Source organism: Aeromicrobium marinum DSM 15272, assembly GCF_000160775.2.
Lineage (GTDB): Bacteria > Actinomycetota > Actinomycetes > Propionibacteriales > Nocardioidaceae > Aeromicrobium > Aeromicrobium marinum.
In genome coordinates, this window is record NZ_CM001024.1 from 2,014,045 (window position 1) to 2,039,665 (window position 25,621).

32 protein-coding genes are annotated in these 25,621 nt (G+C 71.5%); 8 read left to right on the forward strand and 24 right to left on the reverse strand.

Going from position 1 to position 25,621, the window contains the following annotated elements:
• Nucleotides 1–33 precede the first annotated feature (33 nt).
• Genes rimI through glmS form a run of 8 tightly spaced genes read right to left on the reverse strand, consistent with a single transcriptional unit; the run spans nucleotide 34 to nucleotide 7,835 of the window.
• Entirely contained in the window at nucleotides 34–492 is a 459-nt protein-coding gene (gene rimI, locus HMPREF0063_RS10185; RefSeq protein ID WP_007078583.1) for a ribosomal protein S18-alanine N-acetyltransferase, read from the reverse strand.
• The gene (tsaB, locus tag HMPREF0063_RS10190) at nucleotides 489–1,118 is read right to left on the reverse strand and encodes a tRNA (adenosine(37)-N6)-threonylcarbamoyltransferase complex dimerization subunit type 1 TsaB (protein ID WP_007078584.1); all 630 of its coding nucleotides are present in this window, start codon (nucleotides 1,116–1,118) and stop codon (nucleotides 489–491) included. The genes rimI and tsaB overlap by 4 nt, the downstream gene beginning before the upstream one ends.
• Nucleotides 1,119–1,127: 9 nt before the next feature.
• Nucleotides 1,128–2,108 (reverse strand): tRNA (adenosine(37)-N6)-threonylcarbamoyltransferase complex ATPase subunit type 1 TsaE, encoded by a 981-nt coding sequence (gene tsaE / locus HMPREF0063_RS10195; RefSeq protein ID WP_007078585.1) that lies wholly within the window; start codon nucleotides 2,106–2,108, stop codon nucleotides 1,128–1,130.
• The gene (locus tag HMPREF0063_RS10200) at nucleotides 2,105–3,091 is read right to left on the reverse strand and encodes an alpha/beta fold hydrolase (protein WP_007078586.1); all 987 of its coding nucleotides are present in this window, start codon (nucleotides 3,089–3,091) and stop codon (nucleotides 2,105–2,107) included. Before HMPREF0063_RS10200 ends, tsaE begins: the two co-directional genes overlap by 4 nt.
• Nucleotides 3,088–4,215 carry an alanine racemase gene (gene alr / locus HMPREF0063_RS10205; protein WP_007078587.1) on the reverse strand — a complete coding sequence of 376 codons (1,128 nt, stop codon included), beginning with the start codon at nucleotides 4,213–4,215 and terminating at the stop codon, nucleotides 3,088–3,090. The genes HMPREF0063_RS10200 and alr overlap by 4 nt, the downstream gene beginning before the upstream one ends.
• Nucleotides 4,212–5,630: a bifunctional ADP-dependent NAD(P)H-hydrate dehydratase/NAD(P)H-hydrate epimerase gene (locus HMPREF0063_RS10210; RefSeq protein WP_007078588.1), complete on the reverse strand. Its 1,419-nt coding sequence runs from the start codon at nucleotides 5,628–5,630 to the stop codon at nucleotides 4,212–4,214. The genes alr and HMPREF0063_RS10210 overlap by 4 nt, the downstream gene beginning before the upstream one ends.
• A 1-nt stretch (nucleotide 5,631) precedes the next feature.
• Nucleotides 5,632–5,994, reverse strand: coding sequence for a holo-ACP synthase (locus tag HMPREF0063_RS10215; protein WP_007078589.1), 363 nt, complete (start codon nucleotides 5,992–5,994; stop codon nucleotides 5,632–5,634).
• Nucleotides 5,991–7,835, reverse strand: coding sequence for a glutamine--fructose-6-phosphate transaminase (isomerizing) (gene glmS / locus HMPREF0063_RS10220; RefSeq protein WP_156794094.1), 1,845 nt, complete (start codon nucleotides 7,833–7,835; stop codon nucleotides 5,991–5,993). Before glmS ends, HMPREF0063_RS10215 begins: the two co-directional genes overlap by 4 nt.
• Before the next feature lie 46 nt (nucleotides 7,836–7,881).
• On the opposite strand from glmS, the gene coaA reads away from it, so the two are divergent.
• A complete protein-coding gene (coaA, locus tag HMPREF0063_RS10225; protein ID WP_007078591.1) occupies nucleotides 7,882–8,832 on the forward strand; it encodes a type I pantothenate kinase in 951 nt (316 codons plus the stop codon).
• Between the two features lie 8 nt (nucleotides 8,833–8,840).
• On the opposite strand, the gene HMPREF0063_RS10230 is transcribed toward coaA, so the two are convergent.
• The 4 genes from HMPREF0063_RS10230 to rplM are packed head-to-tail and all read right to left on the reverse strand — an operon-like array spanning nucleotide 8,841 to nucleotide 12,190.
• Complete coding sequence (locus tag HMPREF0063_RS10230; RefSeq protein ID WP_007078592.1) at nucleotides 8,841–9,809, reverse strand: GNAT family N-acetyltransferase; 969 nt, start codon at nucleotides 9,807–9,809, stop codon at nucleotides 8,841–8,843.
• Nucleotides 9,810–9,855: 46 nt separating this feature from the next.
• Nucleotides 9,856–11,202 carry a phosphoglucosamine mutase gene (glmM, locus tag HMPREF0063_RS10235; protein WP_007078593.1) on the reverse strand — a complete coding sequence of 449 codons (1,347 nt, stop codon included), beginning with the start codon at nucleotides 11,200–11,202 and terminating at the stop codon, nucleotides 9,856–9,858.
• A gap of 7 nt (nucleotides 11,203–11,209) precedes the next feature.
• Nucleotides 11,210–11,722, reverse strand: coding sequence for a 30S ribosomal protein S9 (rpsI, locus tag HMPREF0063_RS10240; protein ID WP_007078594.1), 513 nt, complete (start codon nucleotides 11,720–11,722; stop codon nucleotides 11,210–11,212).
• A gap of 24 nt (nucleotides 11,723–11,746) precedes the next feature.
• Nucleotides 11,747–12,190 (reverse strand): 50S ribosomal protein L13, encoded by a 444-nt coding sequence (gene rplM / locus HMPREF0063_RS10245; protein ID WP_007078595.1) that lies wholly within the window; start codon nucleotides 12,188–12,190, stop codon nucleotides 11,747–11,749.
• A gap of 284 nt (nucleotides 12,191–12,474) precedes the next feature.
• Here rplM and HMPREF0063_RS10250 point away from each other — a divergent pair, with 284 nt between their 5' ends.
• The 5 genes from HMPREF0063_RS10250 to HMPREF0063_RS10270 are packed head-to-tail and all read left to right on the forward strand — an operon-like array spanning nucleotide 12,475 to nucleotide 16,171.
• Nucleotides 12,475–13,770 carry a citrate synthase gene (locus tag HMPREF0063_RS10250; RefSeq protein ID WP_007078596.1) on the forward strand — a complete coding sequence of 432 codons (1,296 nt, stop codon included), beginning with the start codon at nucleotides 12,475–12,477 and terminating at the stop codon, nucleotides 13,768–13,770.
• A gap of 3 nt (nucleotides 13,771–13,773) precedes the next feature.
• Complete coding sequence (locus tag HMPREF0063_RS10255; protein WP_007078597.1) at nucleotides 13,774–14,526, forward strand: alpha/beta fold hydrolase; 753 nt, start codon at nucleotides 13,774–13,776, stop codon at nucleotides 14,524–14,526.
• Between the two features lie 28 nt (nucleotides 14,527–14,554).
• A complete protein-coding gene (gene truA / locus HMPREF0063_RS10260; RefSeq protein ID WP_007078598.1) occupies nucleotides 14,555–15,343 on the forward strand; it encodes a tRNA pseudouridine(38-40) synthase TruA in 789 nt (262 codons plus the stop codon).
• A gap of 2 nt (nucleotides 15,344–15,345) precedes the next feature.
• Nucleotides 15,346–15,807 (forward strand): NUDIX hydrolase, encoded by a 462-nt coding sequence (locus HMPREF0063_RS10265; protein WP_007078599.1) that lies wholly within the window; start codon nucleotides 15,346–15,348, stop codon nucleotides 15,805–15,807.
• A 4-nt stretch (nucleotides 15,808–15,811) separates the two neighbouring features.
• Nucleotides 15,812–16,171: an MmcQ/YjbR family DNA-binding protein gene (locus tag HMPREF0063_RS10270; protein WP_007078600.1), complete on the forward strand. Its 360-nt coding sequence runs from the start codon at nucleotides 15,812–15,814 to the stop codon at nucleotides 16,169–16,171.
• Between the two features lie 72 nt (nucleotides 16,172–16,243).
• Here HMPREF0063_RS10270 and HMPREF0063_RS10275 read toward each other — a convergent pair whose 3' ends face one another.
• Nucleotides 16,244–17,092: a DUF4394 domain-containing protein gene (locus tag HMPREF0063_RS10275; protein WP_007078601.1), complete on the reverse strand. Its 849-nt coding sequence runs from the start codon at nucleotides 17,090–17,092 to the stop codon at nucleotides 16,244–16,246.
• Nucleotides 17,093–17,201: 109 nt separating this feature from the next.
• On the opposite strand from HMPREF0063_RS10275, the gene HMPREF0063_RS10280 reads away from it, so the two are divergent.
• Complete coding sequence (locus tag HMPREF0063_RS10280; protein WP_007078602.1) at nucleotides 17,202–17,801, forward strand: class I SAM-dependent methyltransferase; 600 nt, start codon at nucleotides 17,202–17,204, stop codon at nucleotides 17,799–17,801.
• Here the strand turns inward: HMPREF0063_RS10280 and HMPREF0063_RS10285 are convergent.
• The 10 genes from HMPREF0063_RS10285 to HMPREF0063_RS10330 form a co-directional block, all read right to left on the reverse strand.
• On the reverse strand, nucleotides 17,791–18,315 hold the full coding sequence (locus tag HMPREF0063_RS10285) for a DM13 domain-containing protein (RefSeq protein ID WP_007078603.1): 525 nt from the start codon (nucleotides 18,313–18,315) through the stop codon (nucleotides 17,791–17,793). The genes HMPREF0063_RS10280 and HMPREF0063_RS10285 overlap by 11 nt on opposite strands.
• A gap of 85 nt (nucleotides 18,316–18,400) precedes the next feature.
• Nucleotides 18,401–18,964 (reverse strand): 50S ribosomal protein L17, encoded by a 564-nt coding sequence (rplQ, locus tag HMPREF0063_RS10290; RefSeq protein ID WP_007078604.1) that lies wholly within the window; start codon nucleotides 18,962–18,964, stop codon nucleotides 18,401–18,403.
• 60 nt (nucleotides 18,965–19,024) lie between these two features.
• Nucleotides 19,025–20,035: a DNA-directed RNA polymerase subunit alpha gene (locus HMPREF0063_RS10295; RefSeq protein ID WP_007078605.1), complete on the reverse strand. Its 1,011-nt coding sequence runs from the start codon at nucleotides 20,033–20,035 to the stop codon at nucleotides 19,025–19,027.
• 55 nt (nucleotides 20,036–20,090) lie between these two features.
• Entirely contained in the window at nucleotides 20,091–20,699 is a 609-nt protein-coding gene (gene rpsD / locus HMPREF0063_RS10300; RefSeq protein ID WP_007078606.1) for a 30S ribosomal protein S4, read from the reverse strand.
• A 30-nt stretch (nucleotides 20,700–20,729) separates the two neighbouring features.
• Nucleotides 20,730–21,128 carry a 30S ribosomal protein S11 gene (gene rpsK / locus HMPREF0063_RS10305; protein ID WP_007078607.1) on the reverse strand — a complete coding sequence of 133 codons (399 nt, stop codon included), beginning with the start codon at nucleotides 21,126–21,128 and terminating at the stop codon, nucleotides 20,730–20,732.
• Between the two features lie 7 nt (nucleotides 21,129–21,135).
• Nucleotides 21,136–21,504, reverse strand: coding sequence for a 30S ribosomal protein S13 (gene rpsM, locus HMPREF0063_RS10310; protein ID WP_007078608.1), 369 nt, complete (start codon nucleotides 21,502–21,504; stop codon nucleotides 21,136–21,138).
• 182 nt (nucleotides 21,505–21,686) lie between these two features.
• Nucleotides 21,687–21,800, reverse strand: coding sequence for a 50S ribosomal protein L36 (gene rpmJ / locus HMPREF0063_RS10315; RefSeq protein ID WP_008361054.1), 114 nt, complete (start codon nucleotides 21,798–21,800; stop codon nucleotides 21,687–21,689).
• Between the two features lie 45 nt (nucleotides 21,801–21,845).
• Nucleotides 21,846–22,067 carry a translation initiation factor IF-1 gene (gene infA / locus HMPREF0063_RS10320; RefSeq protein WP_007078610.1) on the reverse strand — a complete coding sequence of 74 codons (222 nt, stop codon included), beginning with the start codon at nucleotides 22,065–22,067 and terminating at the stop codon, nucleotides 21,846–21,848.
• 180 nt (nucleotides 22,068–22,247) lie between these two features.
• On the reverse strand, nucleotides 22,248–23,111 hold the full coding sequence (locus HMPREF0063_RS10325) for a serine hydrolase (protein WP_007078611.1): 864 nt from the start codon (nucleotides 23,109–23,111) through the stop codon (nucleotides 22,248–22,250).
• Between the two features lie 58 nt (nucleotides 23,112–23,169).
• Nucleotides 23,170–23,625 carry an Lrp/AsnC family transcriptional regulator gene (locus HMPREF0063_RS10330; protein WP_007078612.1) on the reverse strand — a complete coding sequence of 152 codons (456 nt, stop codon included), beginning with the start codon at nucleotides 23,623–23,625 and terminating at the stop codon, nucleotides 23,170–23,172.
• 139 nt (nucleotides 23,626–23,764) lie between these two features.
• On the opposite strand from HMPREF0063_RS10330, the gene ddaH reads away from it, so the two are divergent.
• Complete coding sequence (gene ddaH, locus HMPREF0063_RS10335) at nucleotides 23,765–24,637, forward strand: dimethylargininase (RefSeq protein ID WP_007078613.1); 873 nt, start codon at nucleotides 23,765–23,767, stop codon at nucleotides 24,635–24,637.
• Between the two features lie 129 nt (nucleotides 24,638–24,766).
• On the opposite strand, the gene map is transcribed toward ddaH, so the two are convergent.
• A complete protein-coding gene (gene map, locus HMPREF0063_RS10340) occupies nucleotides 24,767–25,603 on the reverse strand; it encodes a type I methionyl aminopeptidase (RefSeq protein WP_007078614.1) in 837 nt (278 codons plus the stop codon).
• Between the last annotated feature and the right edge of the window lie 18 nt (nucleotides 25,604–25,621).

The window sequence follows — 25,621 nt, forward strand, 5'->3', positions numbered from 1 at the left end:
CGCCCTGCCTGCCACGTCAGTGCAGGTCGGGCGTCACGGGAGCAGCCGAGCTCCGTCGGGAGGCGGGTCCTGTCCGAGTGGTCGGCGCATCACCACGGCGTGCCGCCGGGGGCCGTAGTAGTCGGCGCGTCGGGCGATCTCCTCGAACCCCGCGGTGGCGTAGAGGGCCGTGGCGGGCCGGTTGTCGTGCTGCACCTCGAGCAGCATCTCGGTCGCCGCGGCCGTGACCGCGGCCGCCACCGCGGCGTCGAGCAGGGCAGCCCCGAGTCCGACACGGCGGTGCTCCGGTCGCACCGCGATCCGCAGGAGGTCGGCCGTGCTGCCCACGACCATGACCGTGGCCCAGCCCCGCAACCGGCCGTCGACCACGACCAGACGCGAGCGCTCCGACAGCTCCTGCTCGACGGCCGCCGCTGACCACGGGTCGTCGAACGAGGTCTGCTCGATCGCCACGATCGCCCCGGCGTCCGCGGCGACGGCACGACGGATCACGGTCGGACGACGCGTGGGACCGCGTCGGGGCGGCGCAGGTACAGCGGTTGCAGGGGCAGCTCGGCGACCCGGCCCTGCACGACCAGCTCGGCCAACACCCTCGCCGACGGCTCCGCCGCGTCTCCCCCGCCGGTGAGCAGGTCGGCGTAGAGCCGGGCCCCCGGCCCGTGGACGGGCAGTCCGGGGAACCTCGCGGCCAGCGTCGCAGGGGTGGCCACGTCGGGGCCCTCGACGCGACCCCCGTCGGCGTCGTACCGCGCCCAGTAGACCTCCTTGCGACGCGCGTCGGTCGCCACGAGGTACGGGCCGGCCGGCTCCACCTGGGCGGCGACCGTGTCGAGGGTGCACACGCCGTGCGACCGCAGTCCCAGGGTGTGGGCGAGCGTCAGGGCGGTCACCACGCCGACGCGGAGTCCGGTGAAGGGCCCCGGTCCCACGCCCACGGCGACGTCGGTGAGGTCACCCATCGCCGCTCCGGCCGCCGCCATCGCCTCCTGGACGGCCGGGGCGAGTCGCTCCCCGTGGACCATCGATCCCTCGGCGTGCGCGTCCGCGAGCACCGATCGACCGTCGTGGACGGCCACGGTCACGACCGGGGTGGCGGTGTCGAAGGCGAGCAGCAGCACGGGGCCAGCCTAGGGGCGGCCCACCACCGTCGACCTCAGCGGGACGCCGACCCATCGTGGGCCGCGGGGCCTGATCGAGACGACCCGGACCTCCTCGCCGGGTCCGTCGTCCGTGACGGCCGTGCCGATGGGGTCGCCCGGACGCGCGCGTCGACGCTCGATGCGGATATCCAGACGCGACTCGGCCAGCTGCTCGGCCAGACCCTCTCCCCACTCCACGACCGTCACCGCCTCCTCGGTCGTGGCATCGAGGTCGAGGTCGTCGAGCTCGGCCACGTCACCGAGCCGGTAGGCGTCCACGTGGACCAGCGGGGGGCCCTCGGCCAACGACGGGTGGGTCCGCGCGAGGACGAACGTCGGCGAGGTGATCGGACCCCGCACGTCGAGCGCAGCGCCGAGCCCCTGGGTGAACGTGGTCTTGCCGGCCCCCAGGTCGCCGGACAGCACCAGCAGGTCACCCGGCCGCAGCAGGGTCGCCAACCGGGCGGCGATCCCGTGCAGGTGCTGGGGCGTCGGTGCCTCCCGGGCCAGCCAGAGCGTCTTGCCGAACTCCAGCAGGGGCCCGCGGGCGCCGACCTGCTCGTACCTGCGCCGGGCCCAGAACCGGATCGTGTCCGGCAGCTCCTCCCGGACGTGCAGCCAGATGCCGTCCTTCCCCCGCTCCTCGGCGGTGTCCTCCGCCACGCCGACCATCGCCGAGGCGACCCCGCGCGACTGGATCTCGGGGTCGACGGCCACCCGCCGCAGTCCCAGCAGACCGGCACGGGACTCGTCGAACAGCAAGGCGCCCATCGGACGGCCCCGCCGCTCCACGAGGATGCCGCCGGAGGACGCCAGCACGCGGGCGACCGCCTCGGCCGTCTCGTGCACTGCGGTCGCGGGCGGGTCCAGCGCAGGCCGGGCACCGAACGAACGCCGGATTATGTCGGCGACCACCTCGGCGTGCTCCGGCTCGGCATCGATGACGTCGAGGGCGTGGTAGGAGCTCATGCGACCTCGGCGACCAGGTGCTCGAGCGCCTCGGTGACCCGTTCGTGCTCCTCGAACATCACCATGTGTCCGGCCCCGTCGACCAGCGTCAGCGTCGCGCTGTCGATCTCGTCGGCGAGCCGGCGGCTGTGCTTCGGCGGGGTCAGCAGGTCGGCGGTGCCGCACAGCACGACGGTGCGGACCGTCGCGAGGGTGGGCAACGCGTGGAACAGGTCGAGGCTCGGGAAGTTCGGGTAGAAGTCGGTGATGACCCGGGTCGGGGCGCGCAGGATCATCTCGTTGGACATGTCGGCGTGACGTTCGGCGGCATCGGGCCCCACGGCCCAACGCCGGATCACCGAGTAGCTGTTGAATCCGCGACCCCAGTCCAGCAGGGGGCTCGACACACCGATGAGCGCGCCGACCCGCTGGAGGGCGGCGTTCCCGCGGACGAGGCGCCCCGCGCTGGTGCCGATCAGCATGACCCCGGCGACCGGTCCGCCGAACAGGTCCGGCCGGTCGGCGGCCAGCTGCATGACGGCCATGCCGCCCATCGAGTGGCCGACCAGCACGACCGGCCCGGTCGGCGCGTGGGCCTCGATCACGCGCGCGAGGTCGTCCGCCAGCAGGGGGAAGGTCGAGCTGCGTCCTGAGGTCCGGCCCGACCGGCCGTGCCCCCGTTGGTCGACGGCGATGATCCTGACCCGGCCCCGCAGTGCGAGCCGCTGGTAGTGCCAGGTGTCGAGGTCGCACATCCAGCCGTGGACGAGCACGAGGGTGACCGGGTCCTGCGTGCCGGGGTCCACCTCGTCGATCTCGAGGTTGATCGCGATGCCGTCGCTCGCCACGACGGTGTGCCGGTCGCCGCGCACGCTGCCGAACTCGACCGCCTCCCCACGGCGCAGGCGGCGGTGGTGCGCGCGGCGCTGGTTGAGGACGGTCGCGGTGGCCCCGGCTGCCGCGAACGCCCCTGCGGTGACCGCGGCGGTGGTCAGGCGCTTCATCGTCGTCCTCCGTAGGTGTGCCGGATCCGGCCCCCCAACCCTGTCACGACCTCGTAGCCGATGGTCCCGGCGGCCTCGGCCCAGTCCGTGGCGCTCGGTTCGCCGTCGCTGCCGTCGCCGAACAGGGTCACGACATCACCGCGGTCCGCCGGGAGGTCGCCCAGGTCGACGACCAGCTGGTCCATGCAGATCGTCCCGACCACGGGCACCCGCCGACCCGCGAACCCTGCCTCGGCGCGACCGGTCGCGGCCCGGTGCACACCCTCGCCGTAGCCGACGGGCACGAGCCCGAGGGTGGTCGGCCGCTCGGTGACGTACCGGTGACCGTAGCTGACGCCCGTGCCGGCCGGCACCCGGCGGACCGCCGCGAGCCGGGCCCGGAGCGTCAACGCCGGCCGGAGCGGCAGGTCGATCGACAGACGGGGGTCCGGCGGGATCCCGTACGCGGCGATGCCGACCCGCACGAGATCGAGGTGCGTGCTCGGACGCGTGAGGGTGGCCGCCGAGTTGGCCAGGTGGCGCAGCCCGGGGTCGACCCCCGCCGCGGTGACGACGTCCAGGGCCGCGCGGAAGGCCCGCTCCTGGAGCTCGTTGGCCGGGTGCTCCGGATCGTCTGCGCAGGCCAGGTGCGACCAGGTGCCGGTGATCTCGATCCGGCCGGCGTCGCGGGCACGGGCGGCGGCCTCCACGAGGTCCGGCCACTCCTCGGGGGCGGCTCCGTTGCGCGACAGTCCCGTGTCGACCTTCAGCTGGACCCGCGGCCGTCCGCCCGCTGCCACGATCTCCTCGAGCTGGCCGACCGACGACGCCGTCACCTCCACGTCGGCAGCGACCGCGGCGGCGTACGAGGCTCCGGGCGAGGCCAACCAGCACAGCACCGGGCCGTCGTCGCCGCCCGACCGGAGGGCGAGCGCCTCCTCGACCGTGGCGACACCCAGCCAGTCGGCTCCGGCCTGCCGCGCGGCCCGGCCGATCTCGGTCATGCCGTGGCCGTACGCGTCGGCCTTCACCACCGCCATGAGGGCCGAGGCCGGGGCCAGGTCCCCGAGGAGCCGCAGGTTCTCCCGGTAGGCGTCGAGGTCCACGTGGGCCTCGGCCTGGGGAGGGCCGCCGTGGGCGCTCACCAGTCACGCACCCGGTGCAGGTCCCCCGCCAGGAAGTCAGCGGTCACGGCCGGCACGGCGGCAGCGACCCCCGAGGCCGTGACCGGGCCGCCGGGGTTGGCCCGGACCCCGGCGGCCCCGTGCAGGTGTGCCGCCACCGAGCCGGCCTCCAGCGGAGTGAGCCCGGCGGCCAACCAGGCGCCGGCGAGCCCGGCGAGCACGTCGCCCGTGCCGGCCGTGGCGAGCCACCGCGTGCCGGAGCGGTTGGCGCGGGTCGGGCCCTCGGGAGGCACGACCAGGGTGCGCCGACCCTTGAGCAGGACCGTCGCCCCCCACCGCGAGGCCGCGGCCCGGGCGTGACCCCACGGGTCGTCGTCGACGTCGTCCCGCGAGACGCCGAGCATCCGGGCGAGCTCGCCCGCGTGCGGAGTCAGCAGGGCGGGGACGTCGAACCGGTCGGGCAGCGACTGCAGTGCCGTGGCGTCGAGCAGCACCGGCACCTGCTCGGTGAGCGCGGCCCGGACCAGCTCGGCGGTCCCGTCGTCGCCGCCCGGTCCCACGACCCAGGCCTGCACCCGTCCCGGTCCGGCGACCACTTCCGGCGCCCGGTCGACGACACGTCGGCCGAGCTCGGCGGACCCGGCGAACCGGATCATCCCGGCGGGCCCGGCCTGGGCACCGGCGACGACCAGGTGAGCGGCCCCCGCGTAGGCCTCCGACCCGGCGGCCACGCCGAGCACACCGCGCGAGTACTTGTGCTCCGGACCGTCTCCGGTCATCCGGTGACCGGCAGGGGGCCCGTCGTCCGGGGTGAAGGTCTCGACGGCGGGCGTCGCCAGGTGCGGCCCGAGTCCGATGTCGACCAGCACGACGTCGCCCGCGGCGTCGGCGGCCGGACCCAGCAGCAGCGCCGGCTTGAGCGTCCCGAACGTCACCGTCACGTCGGCCAGCAGGTGCTCACCGGGCAACGTGCCGCCGTCGACGTCGACACCCGACGGCACGTCGACGGCGAGGGTCCACGGATCCTCCTCGCGCTGCCAACGGGCCCACTCGGCGGCCGGACCCTCCAATCCGGGTCGGGCCCCGATCCCGAACACCGCGTCGACGAGGTGGGTGTGCCCGCGCGGGGAGTCCACGACGCTGGCGCCGGCCGCGAGCGCGGCGGCCAGCCCGGGCCCGTGCACCCGGTCGGGGTCGAGCAGGCACAGGTTGACGCGGCGACCGCGCTCGCCCAGGTGCGCCGCGGCGAACAGCGCGTCCCCGCCGTTGTGACCGGGACCGACCAGCACCACGGGAGTGGCCCCGGGGGGCAGCCGGTCGTCCAGGATGTCGGCGAGTCCGCGGGCGGCCCGCTGCATGAGGACGTCCCAGCCGGTGTCGTCCGCGAGGCCCTGCTCGGCCCGACGCACGTCGGCGACCGTGTGGGCGGCGAGCACGTCAGCCCTCCTCGGCGACCACGAAGGCGGTGGCGACGGTGGTGTCGTGGGAGATCGAGAGGTGCAGGGCGGTGACGCCCAGCTGGTCGCACCGGTCACGCGCCGGACCGAACAGGCGGAACGACGGCGCGCCCCGGTCGTCGACGACGACCTCGACGTCGGTCCACGACAGGCCGTGCGATCCCCGCAGCGCCTTGACCAGCGCCTCCTTGGCCGCGAACCGGCCGGCGAGCGACTCCAGCGGCAGGTCCCGCTCGTCGCCGGTGAAGAGTCGCTCCCGGATGCCCGGGGTGCGCTCGAGGGTCTCGGCGAACCGGGCCAGGTCCACCACGTCGACCCCGATGCCCCGCACCTGCCGGGTCACTCGACCGTGACCGACTTCGCGAGGTTGCGGGGCTGGTCGACGTCGTGGCCCAGCTGCGCCGCGAACTCGCACGCGAAGATCTGCAGCGGCACCGTGGCGACCAGCGGCTGCAGCAGCGTGGGGAGCCGCGGGAGCCGGATCAGGTGGTCGGCGTACGGCACGACGTCGTCGTCGCCGTCCTCGACCAGGACGATCGTGCGGGCCCCGCGGGCGCGGACCTCCTGGATGTTGCTCACGATCTTCTTCTGCAGCAGGTCACGGCCCTTGGGCGGCACCACGACGAAGACCGGAAGACCCTCCTCGATGACTGCGATGGGACCGTGCTTGAGCTCGCCGGCGCTGAATCCCTCCGCGTGGATGTAGGCCAGCTCCTTGAGCTTCAGCGCCCCTTCCAGCGCGACCGGGTAGCCGACGTGCCGCCCGAGGAACAGGATCGAGCGTGACCCGGCGAGGTCGCGCGCGACCTTGCGGATCTCGTCACCGTCGTCGAGCATCCGTTGGATGCCTGCCGGCACACCCTCGAGATCGGCGATGATCCGGGCGATCTCGTCGCCGTACTTGACCCCCTTCACCTGGGCCAGGTACAGCCCCAGCAGGTAGCAGGCCACCAGCTGGGACAGGAACCCCTTGGTCGAGGCGACGGCCACCTCCGGGCCCGCGTGGGTGTAGATGACGGCGTCGGACTCCCGGGGGATGGTCGAGCCGTTGGTGTTGCAGATGCTCAGCACGCGGGCCCGCTGCTGCCGTGCGTAGCGGATGGCCTCGATCGTGTCGGCGGTCTCCCCCGACTGGCTGATGGTGACGACCAGCGTGGTCTTGTCGAGGATCGGGTCACGGTAGCGGAACTCCGAGGCCAGCTCGACCTCGACGGGGATGCGGGTCCAGTGCTCGATCGCGTACTTGGCCACCATGGCCGCGTAGTAGGACGTGCCGCAGGCGATGGCGACGATCTTGTCGACGTTGCGCAGCTCGTCGTCGGACAGGCGCATCTCGTCGAGCTGCAGCAGTCCGTCACGACCGTGGCGGCCGAGCAGCGTGTCGGCCACGGCCTGCGGCTGCTCGGCGATCTCCTTGAGCATGAACCACTCGTAGCCGCCCTTCTCGGCGGCCGACAGGTCCCAGTCGACGTGGTACTCGCGGGTCTCGGCGGGGCGACCGTCGAACCCCGTCACGACGACGTCGTCGGCGGTGATGGTGACGACCTGGTCCTGCCCCAGCTCGATCGCGTCCCGGGTGAACTCGATGAACGCGGCCACGTCGGACCCCAGGAAGTTCTCGCCGTCACCGCGGCCGACCACCAACGGGGAGTTGCGGCGCGCGCCCACCACCGTCCCGGGGTGGTCGGCATGACAGATCACCAGGGTGAACGCCCCCTCGAGCTGCCGGCAGACCAGCCGCACCGCCTCGGTGAGGTCCGGCGTCCGCTCCATCTCCGCGGCCAGCAGGTGGGCCACCACCTCGGTGTCGGTCTCGGACGACAGCTCTCGTCCCGATGCCTCGATGCCGGCGCGGAGCTCCGCGAAGTTCTCGATGATGCCGTTGTGCACCACGGCGACCCGGCCGCTCTCGTCCAGGTGCGGGTGGGCGTTGCGGTCGTTCGGTGCACCGTGGGTGGCCCACCGGGTGTGTCCGATGCCCGTCGTGGCCGGCGGCATCACGGTCTCGGCGAGCACCGCGTCGAGGTTGGCGAGCTTGCCGGCCTTCTTGGCGCTCACGATCTCGCCGTCCGCGACCAGGGCGACACCACCGGAGTCGTAGCCGCGGTACTCCAGGCGCCGCAGACCGCCCATCACGACGTCGAGTGCCGAGCGCTGCCCCACGTATCCGACGATTCCGCACATGCGCATCAGGGTACCGAGTGCACGGCCCGGACCGGGCATCGTGAGAATGGAGACCATGTCACGCGACACGTCGCCGTACGTCGAGCTGGAGCGCGCCGCCTGGGCCGAGCTCGCCGGCGACGCCCCTCAACCGCTCAGTGCCGCCGAGATCGAGCGCGTCCGGGGGCTCGGCGACGAGCTGGACCTCGAGGAGGTCCGGCAGGTCTACCTTCCGTTGACGCAGCTGATCAGCATGCGCATCCGGGCCGCCTCCGGGTTGCACCGGGCCACCGAGAAGTTCCTCGGCAACCCCCAGCCGCAACGCACGCCGTACGTCATCGGCGTGGCGGGCTCGGTCGCGGTGGGCAAGTCGACGACCGCCCGGCTGCTGCGCGAGCTGCTGAGCCACGCCCCGGAGCGGCCCAAGGTCGAGCTCGTGACCACCGACGGCTTCCTGCTGCCCAACGACGAGCTGCGACGCCGCGGCCTGCTCGAACGCAAAGGGTTCCCGGAGTCCTACGACCGCAAGGCGCTGCTGCGGTTCGTCATCGACGTCAAGTCGGGGGCCGAGGCCGCGGAGGCTCCGGTCTACTCCCACCTGACGTACGACGTCACCGACGACGTGGTGACCCTCAACCGTCCCGACGTCGTCATCGTGGAGGGCCTCAACGTGCTGGCCCCGGCCCGGCGTCGGGGGGACGGCAGCCCCGGTCTGGCGATCAGCGACTTCTTCGACTTCTCGATCTACGTCGACGCCTCGGGTCGCGACATCCGCGGCTGGTACATCGAGCGGTTCCTGAGCCTGCGCAAGACGGCCTTCGCCGACCCCGACTCCTACTTCCACCGGTACAGCGAGCTCACCGACACCGAGGCCGCGGCCCGTGCCGAGGAGCTGTGGGACACGATCAACTGGCCGAACCTGCGCGAGAACATCACCACCACCCGCAGCCGGGCCGACCTCGTGCTGCGCAAGGGCAAGGACCACTCGGTCGCCTGGGTCCGCCTCCGCAAGCTCTGACCGGACGCTCAGACGTCGCGCGCGTACTCCCCGACCCACGCCACCTGCTCGTAGCCGAGCTGCTCGTTGACCGCGATCATCGGGGCGTTGGATGCCGCGTTGTACGTGTGGATCCGCCGGCGACCGGCGAGCAGGTCGGCCGAGGTCTGCATGGTGCGGACCTTGAGGGCGAGCCCGAGTCCGTGGCCGCGGTGGTCGGGCAGCACCAACGTGTCCCACTGGTAGACCTCGTCGCTGCCCCCGGGGAACGCCAGCTGGGTGTGGCCGACCAGCCGGCCCCCGCCGTCGCGGGCCACGGTGATCTGCATCTGCCGGTTCTGCGCCGCGACGCTCCGTTCGTCCGCGCGGACCCGCTCGGCGTCCCAGAACTCGTCCTCCAGCTCGACCTCACCGGCCGGGGCCTCGGAGTTCATGCGGCGTCGCAGATCCGCGTACTGGTCGACCCAGGCGTCCGGGCACGACCCTCTCCAGGAGTCGAGGGTGTACGCCGGTGACAGGCGGAGGGCCGGTACCGCGGCCGGGAGCAACAGCTCGCGCTGCGCGTACATCAGGTCGAGGTGGTAGCCGCAGGCCTCGGCGAAGCGGCCTGCGTCGCCGGTCGGCGTCGCCACCTCCCAGGCGGCCTCCCCCACGACCCTGGCCCGTCCGGCGGCCCGGGCGAGGTCGACGACCGCCGACTCGACGCGGCGTCCCCAGCCCTGGCGCCGGTGGCCCGGGTCGACGAACACCTCGACGTACGCCAGCCCGGTGTTGTCCTTCTGCGGGAGCTTGGTCCACCCGCCGGCGACGGTGCGACCGGCATCGTCGCCCAGCAGCACCAGGGTCAGGTGCTCGTAGGCGTCGTCCCGCACGTGCTCACGCTTCTCGGCCAGCGTCCACGGCTGGTCGAAGGGTCGGTCGAAGGCCCGCTCGTACGCCTCGTGCCAGCGGGTGATCATCGCGTCGTCGTGCGGTTCCACCACCGTGATGCCGGTCACCCGGGGAGAGTACCGCCGTCGCGACGCGCTGTCGCTCGCCGTCGCGTCAGAGGGCCAGGCGGGAGCGGACCACGCCGGCGAGATGGTCCGCGACGGCGGCGGCCTCGTCCTGGGTCGGGGCCTCGACCATCACCCGCACGAGGGGCTCGGTGCCCGACTGCCGCAGCAGCACCCGACCGCGGCCCTCCAGCCGCGCCGAGGCGGCGGTGACCTCTCCCTGCAGGACGGGGTCGGTCGCGGCACGGGTCTTGTCGACGTCGGGCACGTTGACCAGCACCTGCGGCAGGCGGGTCATGAGGGCTCCGAGCTCGGCCAACGTCCGGCCGGTCTGCACCATCCGGGCGGCCACGTGCAGCGCCGCCAGGACGCCGTCCCCGGTGGTCGCGTACTCGCTCATGATGACGTGACCGGACTGCTCGCCCCCGACGGAGTAGCCGCCGGCCCGCATCGCCTCGAGCACGTACCGGTCACCCACGGCGGTCTGCACCACCCGGATCTGCTCGCGCTCCATCGCCTGCACGAAGCCGAGGTTGCTCATGACGGTCGCCACGACGGTGTCGTCCCGCAGGCCGCCGGCGTCGCGGGCCGCGGTGGCGAGGATCGCGAGCAGCTGGTCGCCGTCGACGACCGTGCCGTCCGCGTCGACGGCCAGGCACCGGTCGGCGTCGCCGTCGAAGGCGAAACCGGCCTGGGCACCGTGGGCGACCACCGCGGCCTGCAGGTCGTCCAGGTGGGTCGAGCCGCAGGCCTCGTTGATGTTGAGCCCGTCGGGCTGGTCGTGGATCGCGACCACCTCGGCGCCGAGCGCCTCGAAGGCGCCGGGGCCGGACTCGTGGGCGGCGCCGTTGGCGCAGTCGAGCACCACGCGGAGTCCGTCGAGCCGCGCGGGGACGCTGTCGACGAGGTGCCGCACGTAGGTGGCGAGCCCGGCGTGGCTGTCGCCCACGCGGCCGACGTCCCGACCCGTGGGCCGGTCCCAGGGCTCCTCCAGGCGCTGCTCGATGAGCAGCTCGATGGCGTCGTCGAGCTTGTGCCCGCCGCGGGCGAGGAACTTGATGCCGTTGTCGGGCATGGGGTTGTGGCTCGCCGAGATCATGACCCCCATGTCCGCCTCGAGGAACGAGGTGAGGAACGCGCAGCCGGGAGTGGGGACGACCCCCAGACGGTGCACGTCGACGCCGGCCGAGGCCAGACCGGCCACCACCGCGGCCTCGAGGAACTCCCCCGAGGCCCGCGGGTCGCGGGCGACGACAGCGGTGGGCCGGGCGTCGGCGAACTCGCCGCGCTCGCCCAGCACGTGGGCCGCCGCCACCGACAGGTCGACGGCCAGCTCTGCGGTCAGGTCCCGGTTGGCGAGTCCGCGGACACCGTCGGTGCCGAAGATCCGACCCACGTGGGGATCAGCGCTTGCTGTACTGCGGCGCCTTGCGGGCCTTCTTGAGACCGGCCTTCTTGCGCTCCTTGATGCGCGAGTCGCGCGTGAGGAGTCCGGCCTTCTTCAGCACCGGGCGGTTGGCCTCCTCGTCGATGCCGTTGAGGGCCCGGGCCACGCCGAGGCGCAGCGCGCCGGCCTGTCCGGTCATGCCGCCACCGGTCACCCGGGCGATCACGTCGAAGCGGCCGTCGAGACCGGTCTCGGCGAACGCCTCCTTGGCGATCTGCTGGTGCAGCTTGTTGGGCAGGTAGTCCTCCAACGGCTTGCCGTTGACGGTCCAGACGCCGGTGCCGGGGACGATGCGCACGCGGGCGATCGCCTCCTTGCGGCGACCGGTGGCCGCGCCGGGCACGATCGTCGCGGGCTTCTCGGGAGCGTCGGCGGACGGCGCGCTCTCGGAGGTGTACGCGACGCCGTCGGCGTCGGTCTGGAAGTCGGTGTCGTCCGCGGTGGACGCTGCCTGCTCAGTCTGGGCCACGATGATCTGTTTTCTCTCTGTCGCTTACTGGGAGATCTGCGTGATCTCGAAGGGCTGGGGCTTCTGGGCGGCATGCGGGTGCTCGGGGCCGGAGTAGACCTTGAGCTTGCCGATGAGCTGGTCACCCAGGCGGTTCTTGGGCAGCATGCCCCGGACCGACTTCTCGATCGCCTTGCGGGCGTCCTTCTCGAGCAGGTCGCCGTAGGCGATCGACTTGAGGCCGCCCGGGTAGCCGCTGTGCCGGTAGGCGAGCTTGTCGGTGCGCTTGTTGCCCGACAGGGCGACCTTCTCGGCGTTGACGATGATCACGAAGTCGCCGCCGTCGACGTGCGGGGCGAAGGTCGCCTTGTGCTTGCCGCGCAGCAGCGTCGCAGCCTGGACCGCGAGACGGCCGAGGACGATGTCTTCGGCGTCGATGACGTGCCACTGACGGGTGATGTCAGCAGGCTTGGGGCTGTACGTGCGCACGGCGGTGACCTTCTCGTTGCAGGGATGTCTGGTGCTGGATGGCTCCGGCGGGGGTCGGTGTCCGCGAGGTCGCACACCGACGACTGCGCCACCGGTGGGCGGCTGGTCGTCCGGGCGGGAAACCGCAGGACACAACGACGTACAAGACTAACCGCGGATGACCGGTCAGGTCAAAACGAGGCGGCCCGCCGACCCTGTCCTGCCCCGCGATCCCGGGCGGGCTAGGTTGGAGGTGCGTGTCAGACCCGTCACACGCCGCTGTCGATCGTCACAGGAGACCCATCGTGACCGAGAACCAGACCCTCACCGTCCGTGACAACCGGACCGGCGAAGAGTACGAGATCCCGATCCTCGACGGCACGATCCGTGCCGGCGACGTCGGGCAGATCGGCCGCACCGACGACGAGCCGGGACTGGCCGTCTACGACCCGGGATTCACCAACACCGCGTCGACCCGCAGCGCCGTCACCTACATCGACGGTGACCGAGGGATCCTGGAGTACCGGGGCTACCCCATCGAGCAGCTGGCAGAGAAGTCCACGTACCTCGAGGTCGCCTACCTGCTCATCCACGGCGAGCTGCCCACGAAGGAGCAGCACGACCAGTGGGTGCACGAGATCACCTTCCACACCTTCGTCCACGAGAACCTGAAGTCGCAGCTGCAGGGCTTCCGCTACGACGCACACCCGATGGGCATGCTGCTGTCGAGCGTCGGTGCGCTGTCGACGTTCTACCCCGAGGCCCGCAACATCAAGGACCCCGACATCCGGCACGAGCAGATCGTGCGGCTCATCGCCAAGATGCCGACCCTCGGCGCCTGGTCCTTCCGGCACGCGCAGGGCAAGCCCTACGTCTACCCCGACAACGACCTGACCTACACCGAGAACTTCCTGTCGATGCTGTTCAAGATGAGCGAGCAGAAGTACGACCCGGACCCGCGGCTGGCCAAGGCGCTCGAGGTGCTGTTCATCCTGCACGCCGACCACGAGCAGAACTGCTCCACCAACGCCGTCCGTTCGGTGGGATCCAGCCAGGTCGACCCGTACTCCGCGGTCAGTGCGGGCATCGCAGCCCTCTACGGCCCGCTGCACGGCGGCGCCAACGAGGCCGTGCTCAAGATGCTGAAGCGCATCGGCACCGTCGAGAAGGTCCCGGATTTCATCGAGGGCGTCAAGAACGGTGACGAGAAGCTGATGGGCTTCGGGCACCGGGTCTACAAGAACTACGACCCGCGCGCCACGATCATCAAGAAGGCCGTCGACGACGTCTTCGAGGTCACCGGCGTCAACCCGCTGCTGAAGATCGCGGTGGAGCTGGAGAAGATCGCCCTCGAGGACGAGTACTTCGTGTCCCGCAAGCTGTACCCCAACGTCGACTTCTACTCCGGTCTCATCTACGAGGCGCTGCAGTTCCCGCCCGAGATGTTCACCGTGCTGTTCGCCATCCCCCGCACCTCGGGCTGGCTGGCGCAGTGGCTCGAGCTGGTCGACGACAAGGAGCAGAAGATCGCCCGGCCCAAGCAGATCTACACCGGTGGCCGGCAGCTCGACTTCGTCGCCGCCTCGGAGCGCTGGGCCTGAGCCGTGCCGCCCGGGCCGTCCGTCGACCTGTGGTTCGCCGACCGCGGTGAGGGCGAGCCGTTCGTCCTGCTGCACCCCGGCGGGGTGGACTCCCGCGCCCTCGACCCCCTGCTCGACGGACTGACCGGTCACTACCGCCTGATCACGCCCGACCAGCGGGGCCACGGGCGGACGCCGGACGTCGACGGTCCTCTGGGCCACGACCTCATGGCCGCCGACACGGCGGCACTCATCGACCGGCTGGGGTGCGGGCCCGTGCACCTGTTCGGGTACAGCGACGGGGCGATCGTCGCCCTGCACGTCGCTCTCGCCCGACCCGACCTGGTGCGCGACCTGGTGTTCGCCGCGGCGCCGTTCCACCACGAGGGCTGGCACGCCGGTGTGCTCGACGGTGATCCGCCGGCGTTCCTGGCAGATTCCTACGGCGAGGTGTCACCGGACGGCCGAGACCACTGGCCCGTCGTGGTGGCCAAGCTGGACCGGATGCACCACGAGAGCCCGGTCGTCACCACCGAGCAGCTGCACCGGCTGACCCTGCCGGTGCTGGTGGTCCTCGGCGACGACGACGAAGTCCGTCTGGAGCACGCCGTCGAGATGTACCAGGCTCTCCCCGACGGTGAGCTGGCCGTCGTCCCCCGCTCGACCCACGCGGTGATCGTCGAGAAGCCGGACCTGCTGGTCCGACTGGTCCGCGACTTCCACGATCCCGACAAGGGCGACGGCTACGTGCCGCTCCGCAGGGCCGGACGAGGTTGAGCCGGCGACCGACCACTACCGTGTCCGGGTGAGACTGCGCATCGACCTGGCCTACGACGGCACCGACTTCCGTGGCTGGGCCGTCCAGCCGGGACAGCGCACGGTGCAGGGCGTGATCGAGTCCGCGCTCGGCACGATGCTGAGGCTCGACCCCACGCCCACCCTGACGTGCGCCGGCCGCACCGACGCGGGCGTGCACGCCCGCGGACAGGTCGCGCACGTCGACCTCGACACCCATCCGGGGGTGCTGGAGCGGCGTCTGCGCCGCTACCTGCCGGACGACATCCGCATCAAGTCCGTCGTGGAGGCGCCACCGGGGTTCGATGCCAGGTTCGCCGCCACCGAACGTCGCTACGTGTACCGCATGACCGACCACCCCGCGGGCCCCGATCCGTTGGCCCGCCGCATGATCGTGCACCACCCGCGTCCGCTCTCGGTCGACCTGATGAACGCCGCGGCCGAGCACCTGCTGGGCCAGCACGACTTCGCCGCCTTCTGCAAGAAGCGCGCCGGGGCCACCACGATCCGGACCCTGCTGGCGCTGCGCACCATCCGTGGTGGCGAGACCATCGCCACCACGGTGCGCGCCGACGCCTTCTGCCACGCCATGGTGCGCTCGCTGATGGGCTGCCTGGTGGCCGTGGGTGAACGCCGGTTCCCGCCGGAGTTCGCCGCCGAGGTCCTCTCCGGCCGGGTCCGTGACGGCCGCGTGAAGGTGATGGAGCCGCACGGGCTGGTGCTGGAGGAGGTCAGCTACCCCGCCGACGAGGACATCGCCGCGCGCATCGAGCAGTCCCGACGTCGGCGGGACGAGTAGTCGTGGCCGTCCTGCAGAGCGCGGGTCTGCTGCTGCACCGGCGCGGCGCGGCCGGCGTCGAGGTGCTGCTCGGCCACCTCGGCGGGCCGTTCTGGGCCCGGCGGCACGAGGCGGCCTGGACGATCCCGAAGGGGGTCGTCGAGCCGGACGAGGAGCTCGCCGACACCGCGCGGCGCGAGTTCACCGAGGAGCTGGGCCTGCCCGTCCCACCCGGCCCGTGGACCGATCTGGGAGAGGTCCGTCAGTCCCGCAAGACCGTCCGGATCTGGACGATCGAGGCCGACCTGGATCCCCTGGCGGTCGAGCCCGGCGAGTTCGAGATGGTCTGGCCGCCCGGGTCCGGCACCGTCCAGCGGTTCCCCGAGCTCGACCGGGTGCAGTGGTTCACCCTCGACGAGGCCGAGCCCGCCCTGGTCGTCGGTCAACGCGCATTCCTCGCGCGGCTGTCGGCGCTGGCAGACTGAGCCCATGGCCAGCAGCTGGGACGCCGTCGTGGCCTTCGCGACGTCGACCTTCCCCGACACCACCGAGTCCGTCACCTACGCGAGCCCCTCGATCAAGGTCAAGGGAAAGCTCGTGGCGCGGCTCCGGCGCGAGGCCGACGCCCCGGGTGCACTGGCCCTGCGGTGCAGCTCCTCGGACAAGGAGGCACTCGTCAGCGGGGCTGACCCGGCCTTCTTCACCACCCCGCACTACGACGGGTACGACTACGTGCTGGTGGACCTCGACCGCGTGGACCCCCGCGAGCTGCTCGAGCTGGTCACCGAGGCCTGGCTGCTCGTCGCCCCGGTCCGGGTGCGGCAGGCGTGGGAGGCGCAGGGCGCCTGAGCGTCCCGCCGTCCGGCCCCTGCGACGACCAGGTCGTCGCAGGAACCGGACGGCACGAGCGAGGCGGACCGATCAGCCCTGCACGACCGCGAGGTCGATGATGTCGGTCCCGAAGTCCCCGACCTCCTCGACCGACCCGGTCAGCAGGTTGATGGTGTACAGGGTGGGCACCCCGCCGACCGGCGTACCGATCAGGTAGGCCGTGTTCTCGTCGGCCTTGGTGCCGGCGAGCTCGGTGTCGATGTCGAACCCGGTCGCCGAGACCAGATCGATCCCCAGCTTGCCGACGGCGACGAGACTGCCGCTGTTGGCCGGGACCTGCATGACCAGCTGGTCGAGTGCGGCGTCGATGTTGTACAGCGTCGTCGCGGTGTCGCCGTTGACGTCGTTGTTGGTGTAGGCGGACGCCTGGAGGCCGGTCGTGATGACGCCCGGCGTGTAGGCCGTCGAGCCGTCGACGGCCGTGACACCGTCAGGGACCACGTTGTGGCGCAGGCTCTGACCGGCGTTGCTGATGATGCGGAGGCGGTCCGCGGCGGGGTTGAAGTCCACGTCGAACGCCGTGCCCTGCAGCGCGACGGTCAGCTGGGACACCTTGGTGGCCTTCGCGCCGCGCAACGTGTAGACGCCGCCTGCGTCGCCGACGCCGTAGAGCAGCCCGTTCGCGACCCGCTGGTCGATGCCGATGAGCTTCGCGTCGCCCACGAGGCCGGTGATCGCGACGGACTTGCGCGAGGTCCCCGGCACCAGGGTCTTGAACTCGGCCAGGCGCAGACCGTCGGACGACAGGCCCACGGCAGCGGTGTTGCTGGTGCCGGACGACGCTCCGGCCGGCAGGGTGCTGACGCCGGCGACGGCGACGCCGACGACCAGGGTCGCTGCGGCGCCCGCGAGGGTGGTGGCACGTAGGGGACGGTTCATGAGGATCCTCCAGATCGGGCCGGCGGGGATGCCGGCATCATGGGGCCCGGGCCGGGTGAAGACCTCGACCGGACGAGGGTCCCGCTCGTCACGCTGCCACAATCGGGGGGTGGCCGCTCAGTACTTCTCCCCCACGCCCGACAGCGAGGACCGTCGGCGCGACCTGGCCGTCGAGATGGTCGGTGAGACATGGACCGTGACGACCGGATCGGGGGTGTTCTCCGGGGACGGTCTGGACCACGCGACCGGCGTGCTGCTCGACGAGGTGACGGTCCGCCCGTCGACCAGCCGCCTGCTGGACCTCGGCTGCGGCTGGGGTCCGCTCGCCCTGGCGGCGGCCCGCACGCATCCGTCCGCCGAGGTGTGGGCCGTCGACGTCAACGACCGGGCGCGCGAGCTCACGGCACTCAATGCCGAACGGCACGGGCTCGCCGTCCGGGTGGCGTCGCCCGACGGCGTGCCCCCGGAGGTGCAGTTCGACGCGATCTGGTCCAACCCGCCGATCCGCGTCGGCAAGCAGGCCCTGCACGAGCTGCTGCTGCGCTGGCTGCCGCGCCTGACCCCGGACGGGGAGCTGATGATGGTGGTGGGCCGCAACCTCGGGGCCGACTCGCTCCACCGCTGGCTCGTCGACCAGGGGTGGCCCACCGAACGTGTCGCCAGCTCGCGCGGGTTCCGGGTGCTGCGGACGACCCGACCTACAGGCTGATCGGCGCCGAACCGAACGAGACGTTGAACCGGTCGCACCAAATGACGGCGCTCTGGATGCCGGCGAGGTCCCCGTCGAGGGGGATGTCGTAGTTCTGGTCGCCGTCGGTGCCCTTGAGGTCGCCGAGCGGGATCATCCGCACGTCGTTGTACTTGAACCAGTCGCCGCCCGCGGTCTCCTCGGAGAGCACGACCACGAGGTCGGGTCCGTTGCGGGTGGAGAAGCCTTCCAGACGCAGCACCCTCGAACCGTCGGGCAGTTCCAGTACCCGGGCGACGCCGCTGGTGGCGTGCTCCTGGGTGATGAACTCGCCCCGGGACAGCTCGACCGGCTCGGCCGGCGGCGCGGGCACCGCCGCGGCCTCGGCCGGGTCGACGTCGGTGTCAGCCGGCGCGCTCACCGTCGGCAGGGCCTCGACCACGGTCGAGCGGGTCCAGAAGGTCCAGGGCTCGAACACCGCGAGGCCGGCCGCCAGGGCCACGGCGACGACACCCGCCACGATTGCGCGCTTCATGGGGCCAGCCTAGTGCCGGGACGCACGAACGGCCCGCCCCGATGGATGACCAACCGGTGACGGACCGCTCGCGGTGCAGCAGGTGCTACTCGGACTTCGTCTCGTCCTCGGCTGCCGTGTCCGCGGGCGCGTCGTCCGCGGTGGTGTCCTCGGCGACGGCCGGCGACTCCTCGGTCAGGACCTCGGTCGACTCGGCCTCGGTGACGACGTCGGCGTCGGCCTGCGGCGCCTCCTCGACCGGTGCCGCAGCGGGAGCGGACTTCTTGGGGGTCTGGTTCTGCGCCGCGAAGGTCTTCTCCTCGACGATCTCGATGACGGCCATGGGGGCGTTGTCGCCCTTGCGCGGCGCGATCTTCGTGATCCGCGTGTATCCACCGGGGCGGCTGGCCATGGCCGGGCCGATCTCGGTGAACAGGGTGTGCAGGATGCTCTTGTCGCGGATGACCTTGACGACCTGGCGGCGGTTGGCCACCGTGTCGGTCTTGGCCTTGGTGATGAGCGACTCGGCGTACGGACGCAGGCGGCGGGCCTTGGCCTCCGTGGTGGTGATCTTGCCGTGCTCGAACAGATTCTGCGCGAGGTTGGCGAGGATCAGCCGCTGGTGCGCGGGGCTGCCGCCGAGGCGGGGACCCTTGGTGGGCGTGGGCATGATGTCTCCGGTTTCAGTGGGATCGGGTCCGTGCGGACGGCAGCGCGGACCCGAGCGGGCTCAGTACTGCTCGTCCTCGGCGAAGCTCGCGTCCTCGTCGTAGTCGGCGATGACGGCGGACGGGTCGAACCCGGCCGGGCTGTCCTTCAGGGCCAGGCCCATCTCGGCCAGCTTCGCCTTGACCTCGTCGATCGACTTCGAGCCGAAGTTGCGGATGTCGAGCAGGTCCTGCTCCGAGCGCGTGATGAGCTCACCCACGGTGTGGATGCCCTCGCGCTTGAGGCAGTTGTAGGACCGCACCGTGAAGTTCAGGTCCTCGATCGGCAGGGCCAGGTCGGCAGCGAGCTGCTCGTCGACCGGGCTCGGGCCGATGTCGATGCCCTCGGCCTCGACGTTCAGCTCACGGGCCAGACCGAACAGCTCGACCAGGGTCGACCCGGCCGACGCGATGGCGTCCCGCGGGAGGATCGACTTCTTGGTCTCGACGTCGACCACGAGCCGGTCGAAGTCGGTCCGCTGCTCGACACGCGTCGCCTCGACCTTGTAGGTGACCTTCAGCACCGGGCTGTAGATCGAGTCGATGGGCATGCGCCCGATCTCCTCGTCACCGGTCTTGTTCTGCACCGCCGACACGTAGCCGCGGCCCCGCTCGACGACCAGCTCGATCTCGAGCCGGCCCTTGTCGTTGAGGGTAGCGACGTGCAGGTCCGGGTTGTGCACCTCGACGCCGGCCGGGGGCTCGATGTTGGCTCCCGTGACGACGCCGGCGGTGTCGGCCCGCAGGTACATGACGACCGGCTCGTCGTTCTCGGAGGAGACGACGAGGTTCTTCAGGTTGAGGATGATCTCGGTGACGTCCTCGGTGACACCGGGGACGGTCGAGAACTCGTGCAGGACACCGTCGATCTTGATCGAGGTGACGGCCGCACCCGGGATCGACGACAGCAGCGTACGACGCAGCGAGTTGCCGAGGGTGTAGCCGAATCCCGGCTCGAGGGGCTCGATGACGAACCGCGAACGGAACTCGTCGACGACCTCTTCGGTCAGGGTGGGGCGCTGGGCGATCAGCATGTGTGTTCCTTTCCGGGGCCACCACTATTTGAGGACCCGGTTCGAAGGGGGGTGATCAGATCTTGGAGTAGTACTCCACGATGAGCTGCTCCTGGATCGGCACCGTGATCTGCTCACGGACCGGCTGCTGGTGCACCAGGATGCGGCCACGGGTGGGCGAGACGTCGAGCCACGCCGGCACCGTGTCGGAGTCGTGGGTCTCACGCGCGATGATGAACGGCGTGGTCTCCAGGCTCTTGGGCTTGACGTCGATGATGTCGAACTTGCTCACCTGGAAGGACGGGATGTTCGTCTTGACGCCGTTGACCAGGAAGTGACCGTGGGTCACCAGCTGGCGGGCGTGGCGCCGCGTGCGGGCCAGGCCCGAGCGGTAGACGACGTTGTCCAGACGGCTCTCGAGCATTGTCAGCAGGTTGTCGCCGGTCTTGCCGGGCCGGCGCGAGGCCAGCTCGTAGTAGCGACGGAACTGCTTCTCGAGCACGCCGTAGGTGTAGCGAGCCTTCTGCTTCTCCTGCAGCTGGGTGCGGTACTCGGACTCCTTGATCCGGGTCCGGCCGTGCTGTCCGGGGGGGTACGGGCGACGCTCGAACGCGGCGTCACCACCGACGAGGTCGACGCCGAGACGACGCGACTTCTTCGTGAGAGGACCGGTGTAACGGGCCATGGTGGTTGCTCCTAGGGGAAAGTTCGAACGTCAGAGACGACGGTGCTTGGGCGGGCGGCAGCCGTTGTGGGGGCTGGGGGTCACGTCGGAGATGGTGCCGACGTCCAGACCGACACCGCTCAGGGAGCGGATCGCGGTCTCTCGGCCCGAACCGGGGCCCTTGACGAACACGTCGACCTTCTTCATCCCGTGCTCCATGGCCTGGCGGCCGGCGGCCTCCGCAGCCATGCCCGCCGCGAACGGCGTGGACTTGCGCGAGCCCTTGAACCCCACGGTGCCACCGGAGGCCCAGGCGATGACGGCCCCGGACGGATCGGTGATGGTGACGTGGGTGTTGTTGAACGTGCTCTTGATGTGGGCTTCGCCCTGAACGACGTTCTTCTTCTCCTTGCGACGCACCTTCTTGGTGCCGGCACTCTTGGGAGGCATCAGGCGATCACTTCTTCTTTCCGGCGACGGTGCGCTTGGGGCCCTTGCGGGTCCGCGCGTTGGTCTTGGTGCGCTGGCCACGGACGGGCAGGTGCGCGCGGTGGCGACGGCCCTGGTAGCTGCCGATCTCCATCTTGCGGCGGATGTCCGCCGTGACCTCACGTCGCAGGTCGCCCTCGACCTGGTAGTGGGCCTCGATGTGGTCACGCAGGGCGACGAGCTGGGAGTCGTCCAGGGCGTGGACCCGGGTGTGGGGATCGATGCCGGTGGCGGCGAGGGTCTCGGTGGCGCGGGTGCGTCCGATACCGAAGACATAGGTGAGTGCGATCTCGATGCGCTTCTCGCGCGGGAGATCAACTCCTACGAGGCGTGCCATAGAGGCAGTTCCTTCCGTTGAGCGAGGTGTGGTCACCTGAGGCGTCCCGGCTGCCTCCAGGACCGCTGGGGATCCTGAGCCGGGCCCCGGCCTACGCTTCCGGGGGTGACCCGCCACCCTCGGTGGCGGGAGCGTTCAGATGTTGCGTGGTGCTGGTGAAGAAGACCTGCTGGGGCTCTGCGTCAGCCCTGTCGCTGCTTGTGACGAGGGTTCTCGCAGATCACCATGACGCGGCCGTGGCGACGGATCACCTTGCACTTGTCACAGATCTTCTTCACGCTCGGGTTGACCTTCATGAGAACTCTCTTCGGGTGCAGTGCGTGCGTGATGGACGTGCGTGTTTACTTGTAGCGGTAGACGATGCGTCCACGGCTGAGGTCGTACGGCGAGAGCTCCACCACGACCCGGTCCTCGGGGAGGATCCGGATGTAGTGCTGGCGCATCTTGCCGCTGATGTGGGCGAGCACCTTGTGCCCGTTGGCCAGCTCAACGCGGAACATCGCGTTGGGGAGAGCCTCCACCACCGCGCCTTCCATCTCGATGACGCCTTCTTTTTTCGCCATGAACCTCAGCTTCTCGTGTCGACTTCGTCGGGACGGCCAGCGCACGCACGACAACCCTCCGCTCTCACGGGTCCGGGTGGGGACTGCCTGACGGCAGGGGAAGGCGCGCCTGTAAAGGCCGACAGGCAAGTGTACGCCGGGCGGGTCCCGGTGTTCAAATCGGCCTCGGCGGTCGCGGCCTCAGGTCAGGGCAGCCACGGCGGCCGCGCCGAGGCGGTCGGACAGGGCGACACCCTCGGCGAGGGTGGGCGAACCCTCGGTGAGCACGGCCATGAAGCGAGGGCGGCCGTCGGTGGTCACCTGCCCGATGCTCGTGACGACCCACCGCCCTGTGGTGGACCGCTGCAGCAGGCCGACCTTGAGGGGGGTGGTCGCCGGGTCGTCGGCCGCGGCACCGACCCCGAAACGCTGGTCCGGGGCCACGTCGGTCATGGCCTGCTGCAACCAGATCCGGTGCTCGGTCGAGACCGGCGAGTCCGCCGCGAACACGCGCTGCAGGAGTCTGACCTGGGCGGTGGCGGTGGTCCGGGTCAGGCCCCAGTCGGCGCCCGGAGGGACGTCGATGCCCTCGACGCCGAGCCGGGCGTTGACCGCTTCCAGACCGGACTCCCCTCCGACGGCCCGGAACAGGGTGCTGGTGGCGTCGTTGTCACTGACCGTGATCATCCGGGTCGCGAGGTCACGCTCGACCGACGTGAGCCCGCGGTCCTCGTCCTGCACCCGCAGGAGCAGGGCCACGGCGATGTCCACCTTGACGATGCTGGCCGTGTCGAACGCTCCCGGGTCACCCCAGGTGGTCACCTCACCGGTCGGGCCGTCCAGCACGGCGACCGACCAGCGCGCGGTCGTCGCGACGTCGAGCTCGGGCACGGCCCGCAGCGCAGGGGGTCGTCGCTCCAGGGCAGCCGGGATCGGCCCGACGGCGGACGCCACGGGCGCGGTCCCGACCGGGGCGGGCCCGTCCACCTCGGACAGGAGGGCCGCCTGTCCGTTGACCAGGACCGCGAGCACGAACGCGACGACGAGCGGCCGCTGGATACTCACGCGAGGAGGCTAGGCGACCCAGATGTCCGGGAGATCAACACCGGCTGTGCGCTCGCTGTCAGTCGGCGGTACCGAGCGCTGCCCGCCGCTCGACCAGCCTCGACAGCACGATCGCCGTCTCGGTGCGTTCGACCGCCGCGGCGCGGGTGCGGACCCGCTCCAGGGCGTCCTCGAGGTGCCGGACGTCGCGCGCCACGATGCGCAGGATCGCGTCCGCCTGACCGGTGACCGTGGCGGCGTCCTGCACCTCCGGCACGCCCGCGAACGACGCGCGCAGCTCCTCGGGCCCGATGGTGCCGTGGCAGTGCACCTCGACGTAGGCCTCGGTGGTCCAGCCCAGGTGGGCCTGGTCGATCACCGCGGTGAAACCGCGCACGATCCCGTCGGCCACGAGCCGGTCGACGCGTCGCTTCACCGCCGGCGCGGACAGCCCGACCCGGTCCCCCAGCACCGTGTAGCTGGCGCGCCCGTCCTCGACGAGCAGGGCGAGCAGGCGTTCGTCGATGGCGTCCATCCGCCCATGGTGCAAGAAACCGTCGTGGAACGGAAATCTGCGCAGCAATTCGCCGCGTGCGACGCCAGTTTCTGCTTCGTCCGTCGACACCGCCGGCCCCTAGCATGGATTCGTTGCATCGTTCGACGAAGGAGAGCACGTGACGGTCCTGGACGACCCGCGGACGGGTCCGCAGCCCGCACCCGGCACGGTCCGCTCGTCACGGGCCCGTCGCTACGTGATGTGCCGCCCGACCGCGTTCGCCGTCCGGTACGCCATCAACCCGTGGATGGACACCTCCGTCGCGGTCGACCGGGCCCGTGCGCTCGCCCAGTGGGAGGCGCTGGTCCGGACGTACCGGAGCCACGGCCACACCGTCGAGCTGATCGAACCCCTCGCGGACCACCCGGACATGGTGTTCGCCGCCAACGGGGCCGTCGTCGCCGGTGACCGGGCGTACGGCTCGCGGTTCCGGTACACGGAACGTGAGGCCGAGGCCCCGGCCCACGCCACCTGGCTGACGGCGCACGACTTCGCGGTGCAACCGGCCGGTCACCCCAGCGAGGGCGAGGGCGACTTCCTGGTCCTGGCCCACGCCGTCCTCGCGGGCAGCGGGTTCCGCACCGACCTCGCCGCCCACGTCGAGGCGGCCGCGGTGCTCGACCGGCCGGTGGTGTCCCTCGAGCTGGTCGACCCGAGGTTCTACCACCTCGACACCGCCCTGGCCGTGCTCGACGACGGACACGGGGAGGCGCCACCGGACATCGCGTACTTCCCCGGCGCGTTCAGCCGACACAGCCGTCGGACCCTGCGCGAGCTGTTCCCGGATGCGCTCCTGTGCTCCGAGGCCGAAGCCCTGTCGTTCGGGCTCAATGCGGTCGGGGACGGACGGCACGTGTTCCTGCCGGCCGACGCGACCGAGCTGGCCGGGCGGCTGGCCGCCCGGGGCTACGCTCCGGTGCCGGTCGACCTCGACGAGTTCCTCAAGGCCGGCGGCAGCGTCAAGTGCTGCACCATGGAACTGCACCGCTGACCCCTCTCGGGCGGTAGGTCAGCAACCCTTCGCCGGCGACGGCGGTGGCTCAGCAACCGAAAGGCCGGCTCATTCGGTGCCCCACCTACCGCCCGACGGCGGGTTCGGTTGCTCACCTACCGCCTCGGGTCAGCGGGCGCCACAGGGCACGCCGGCGGCCGCGAGGCGTGCCCGGCCACCGTCGGCGTCGGTGAGCACCCACGGGCCCTCCGGCGTGACGGCCACACTGTGCTCGACGTGCGCCGCCCACGAACCGTCGGCCGAGACGGCGGTCCAGTCGTCGGCGAGGATGCGCACCGACGGGGACCCGAGCGTCAGCATCGGTTCGATCGCGATCACCAGCCCCGGGCTCAGACGCAGGCCCCGGCCACGGCGTCCCGTGTTCGGCACGTCCGGCTCCTGGTGCATCGCGGTGCCGATGCCGTGACCGGTGAAGGCGTCGACGATCCCGTAGTCGCCGTGTGCGCGCACGCAGGCCTGCACCGCGTGCCCGACGTCGCCCAGTCGCCCCCCCGGCTGGGCCGCTGCGATGCCCTCCCAGAGGGCCGCCTCGGTGACCGACGCGAGCTCGGCAACTTCAGGCGCCACCGTGCCCACGGCCACCGTGACGGCGGCGTCCCCGTGCCAGCCGTCGACGACGGCACCGCAGTCGATCGAGATCACGTCACCCTCGCGGAGGGCACGGTCACCGGGGATGCCGTGGACGACCTCGTCGTTGACCGACGTGCAGATCACGCCGGGGAATCCCCCCGTACCCGCGAGGTCGGTGGCGCCGTAGCCGAGGAAGTTCGACGTCGCGCCGTGCTCGGCGATGCAGGCCCGGGCGATCGCATCCAGCTCCGCGGTCGTCACGCCCGGGGCCACGGCGGCCCGGACACGGGCGAGGCACTCGGCCACCACGAGTCCGGCGGACCGCATGACGGCCACCTGGTCGGGAGTCTTGATCTCGACGCCTCGTCCGAACACCGCCGGGTCGTCCCCTGC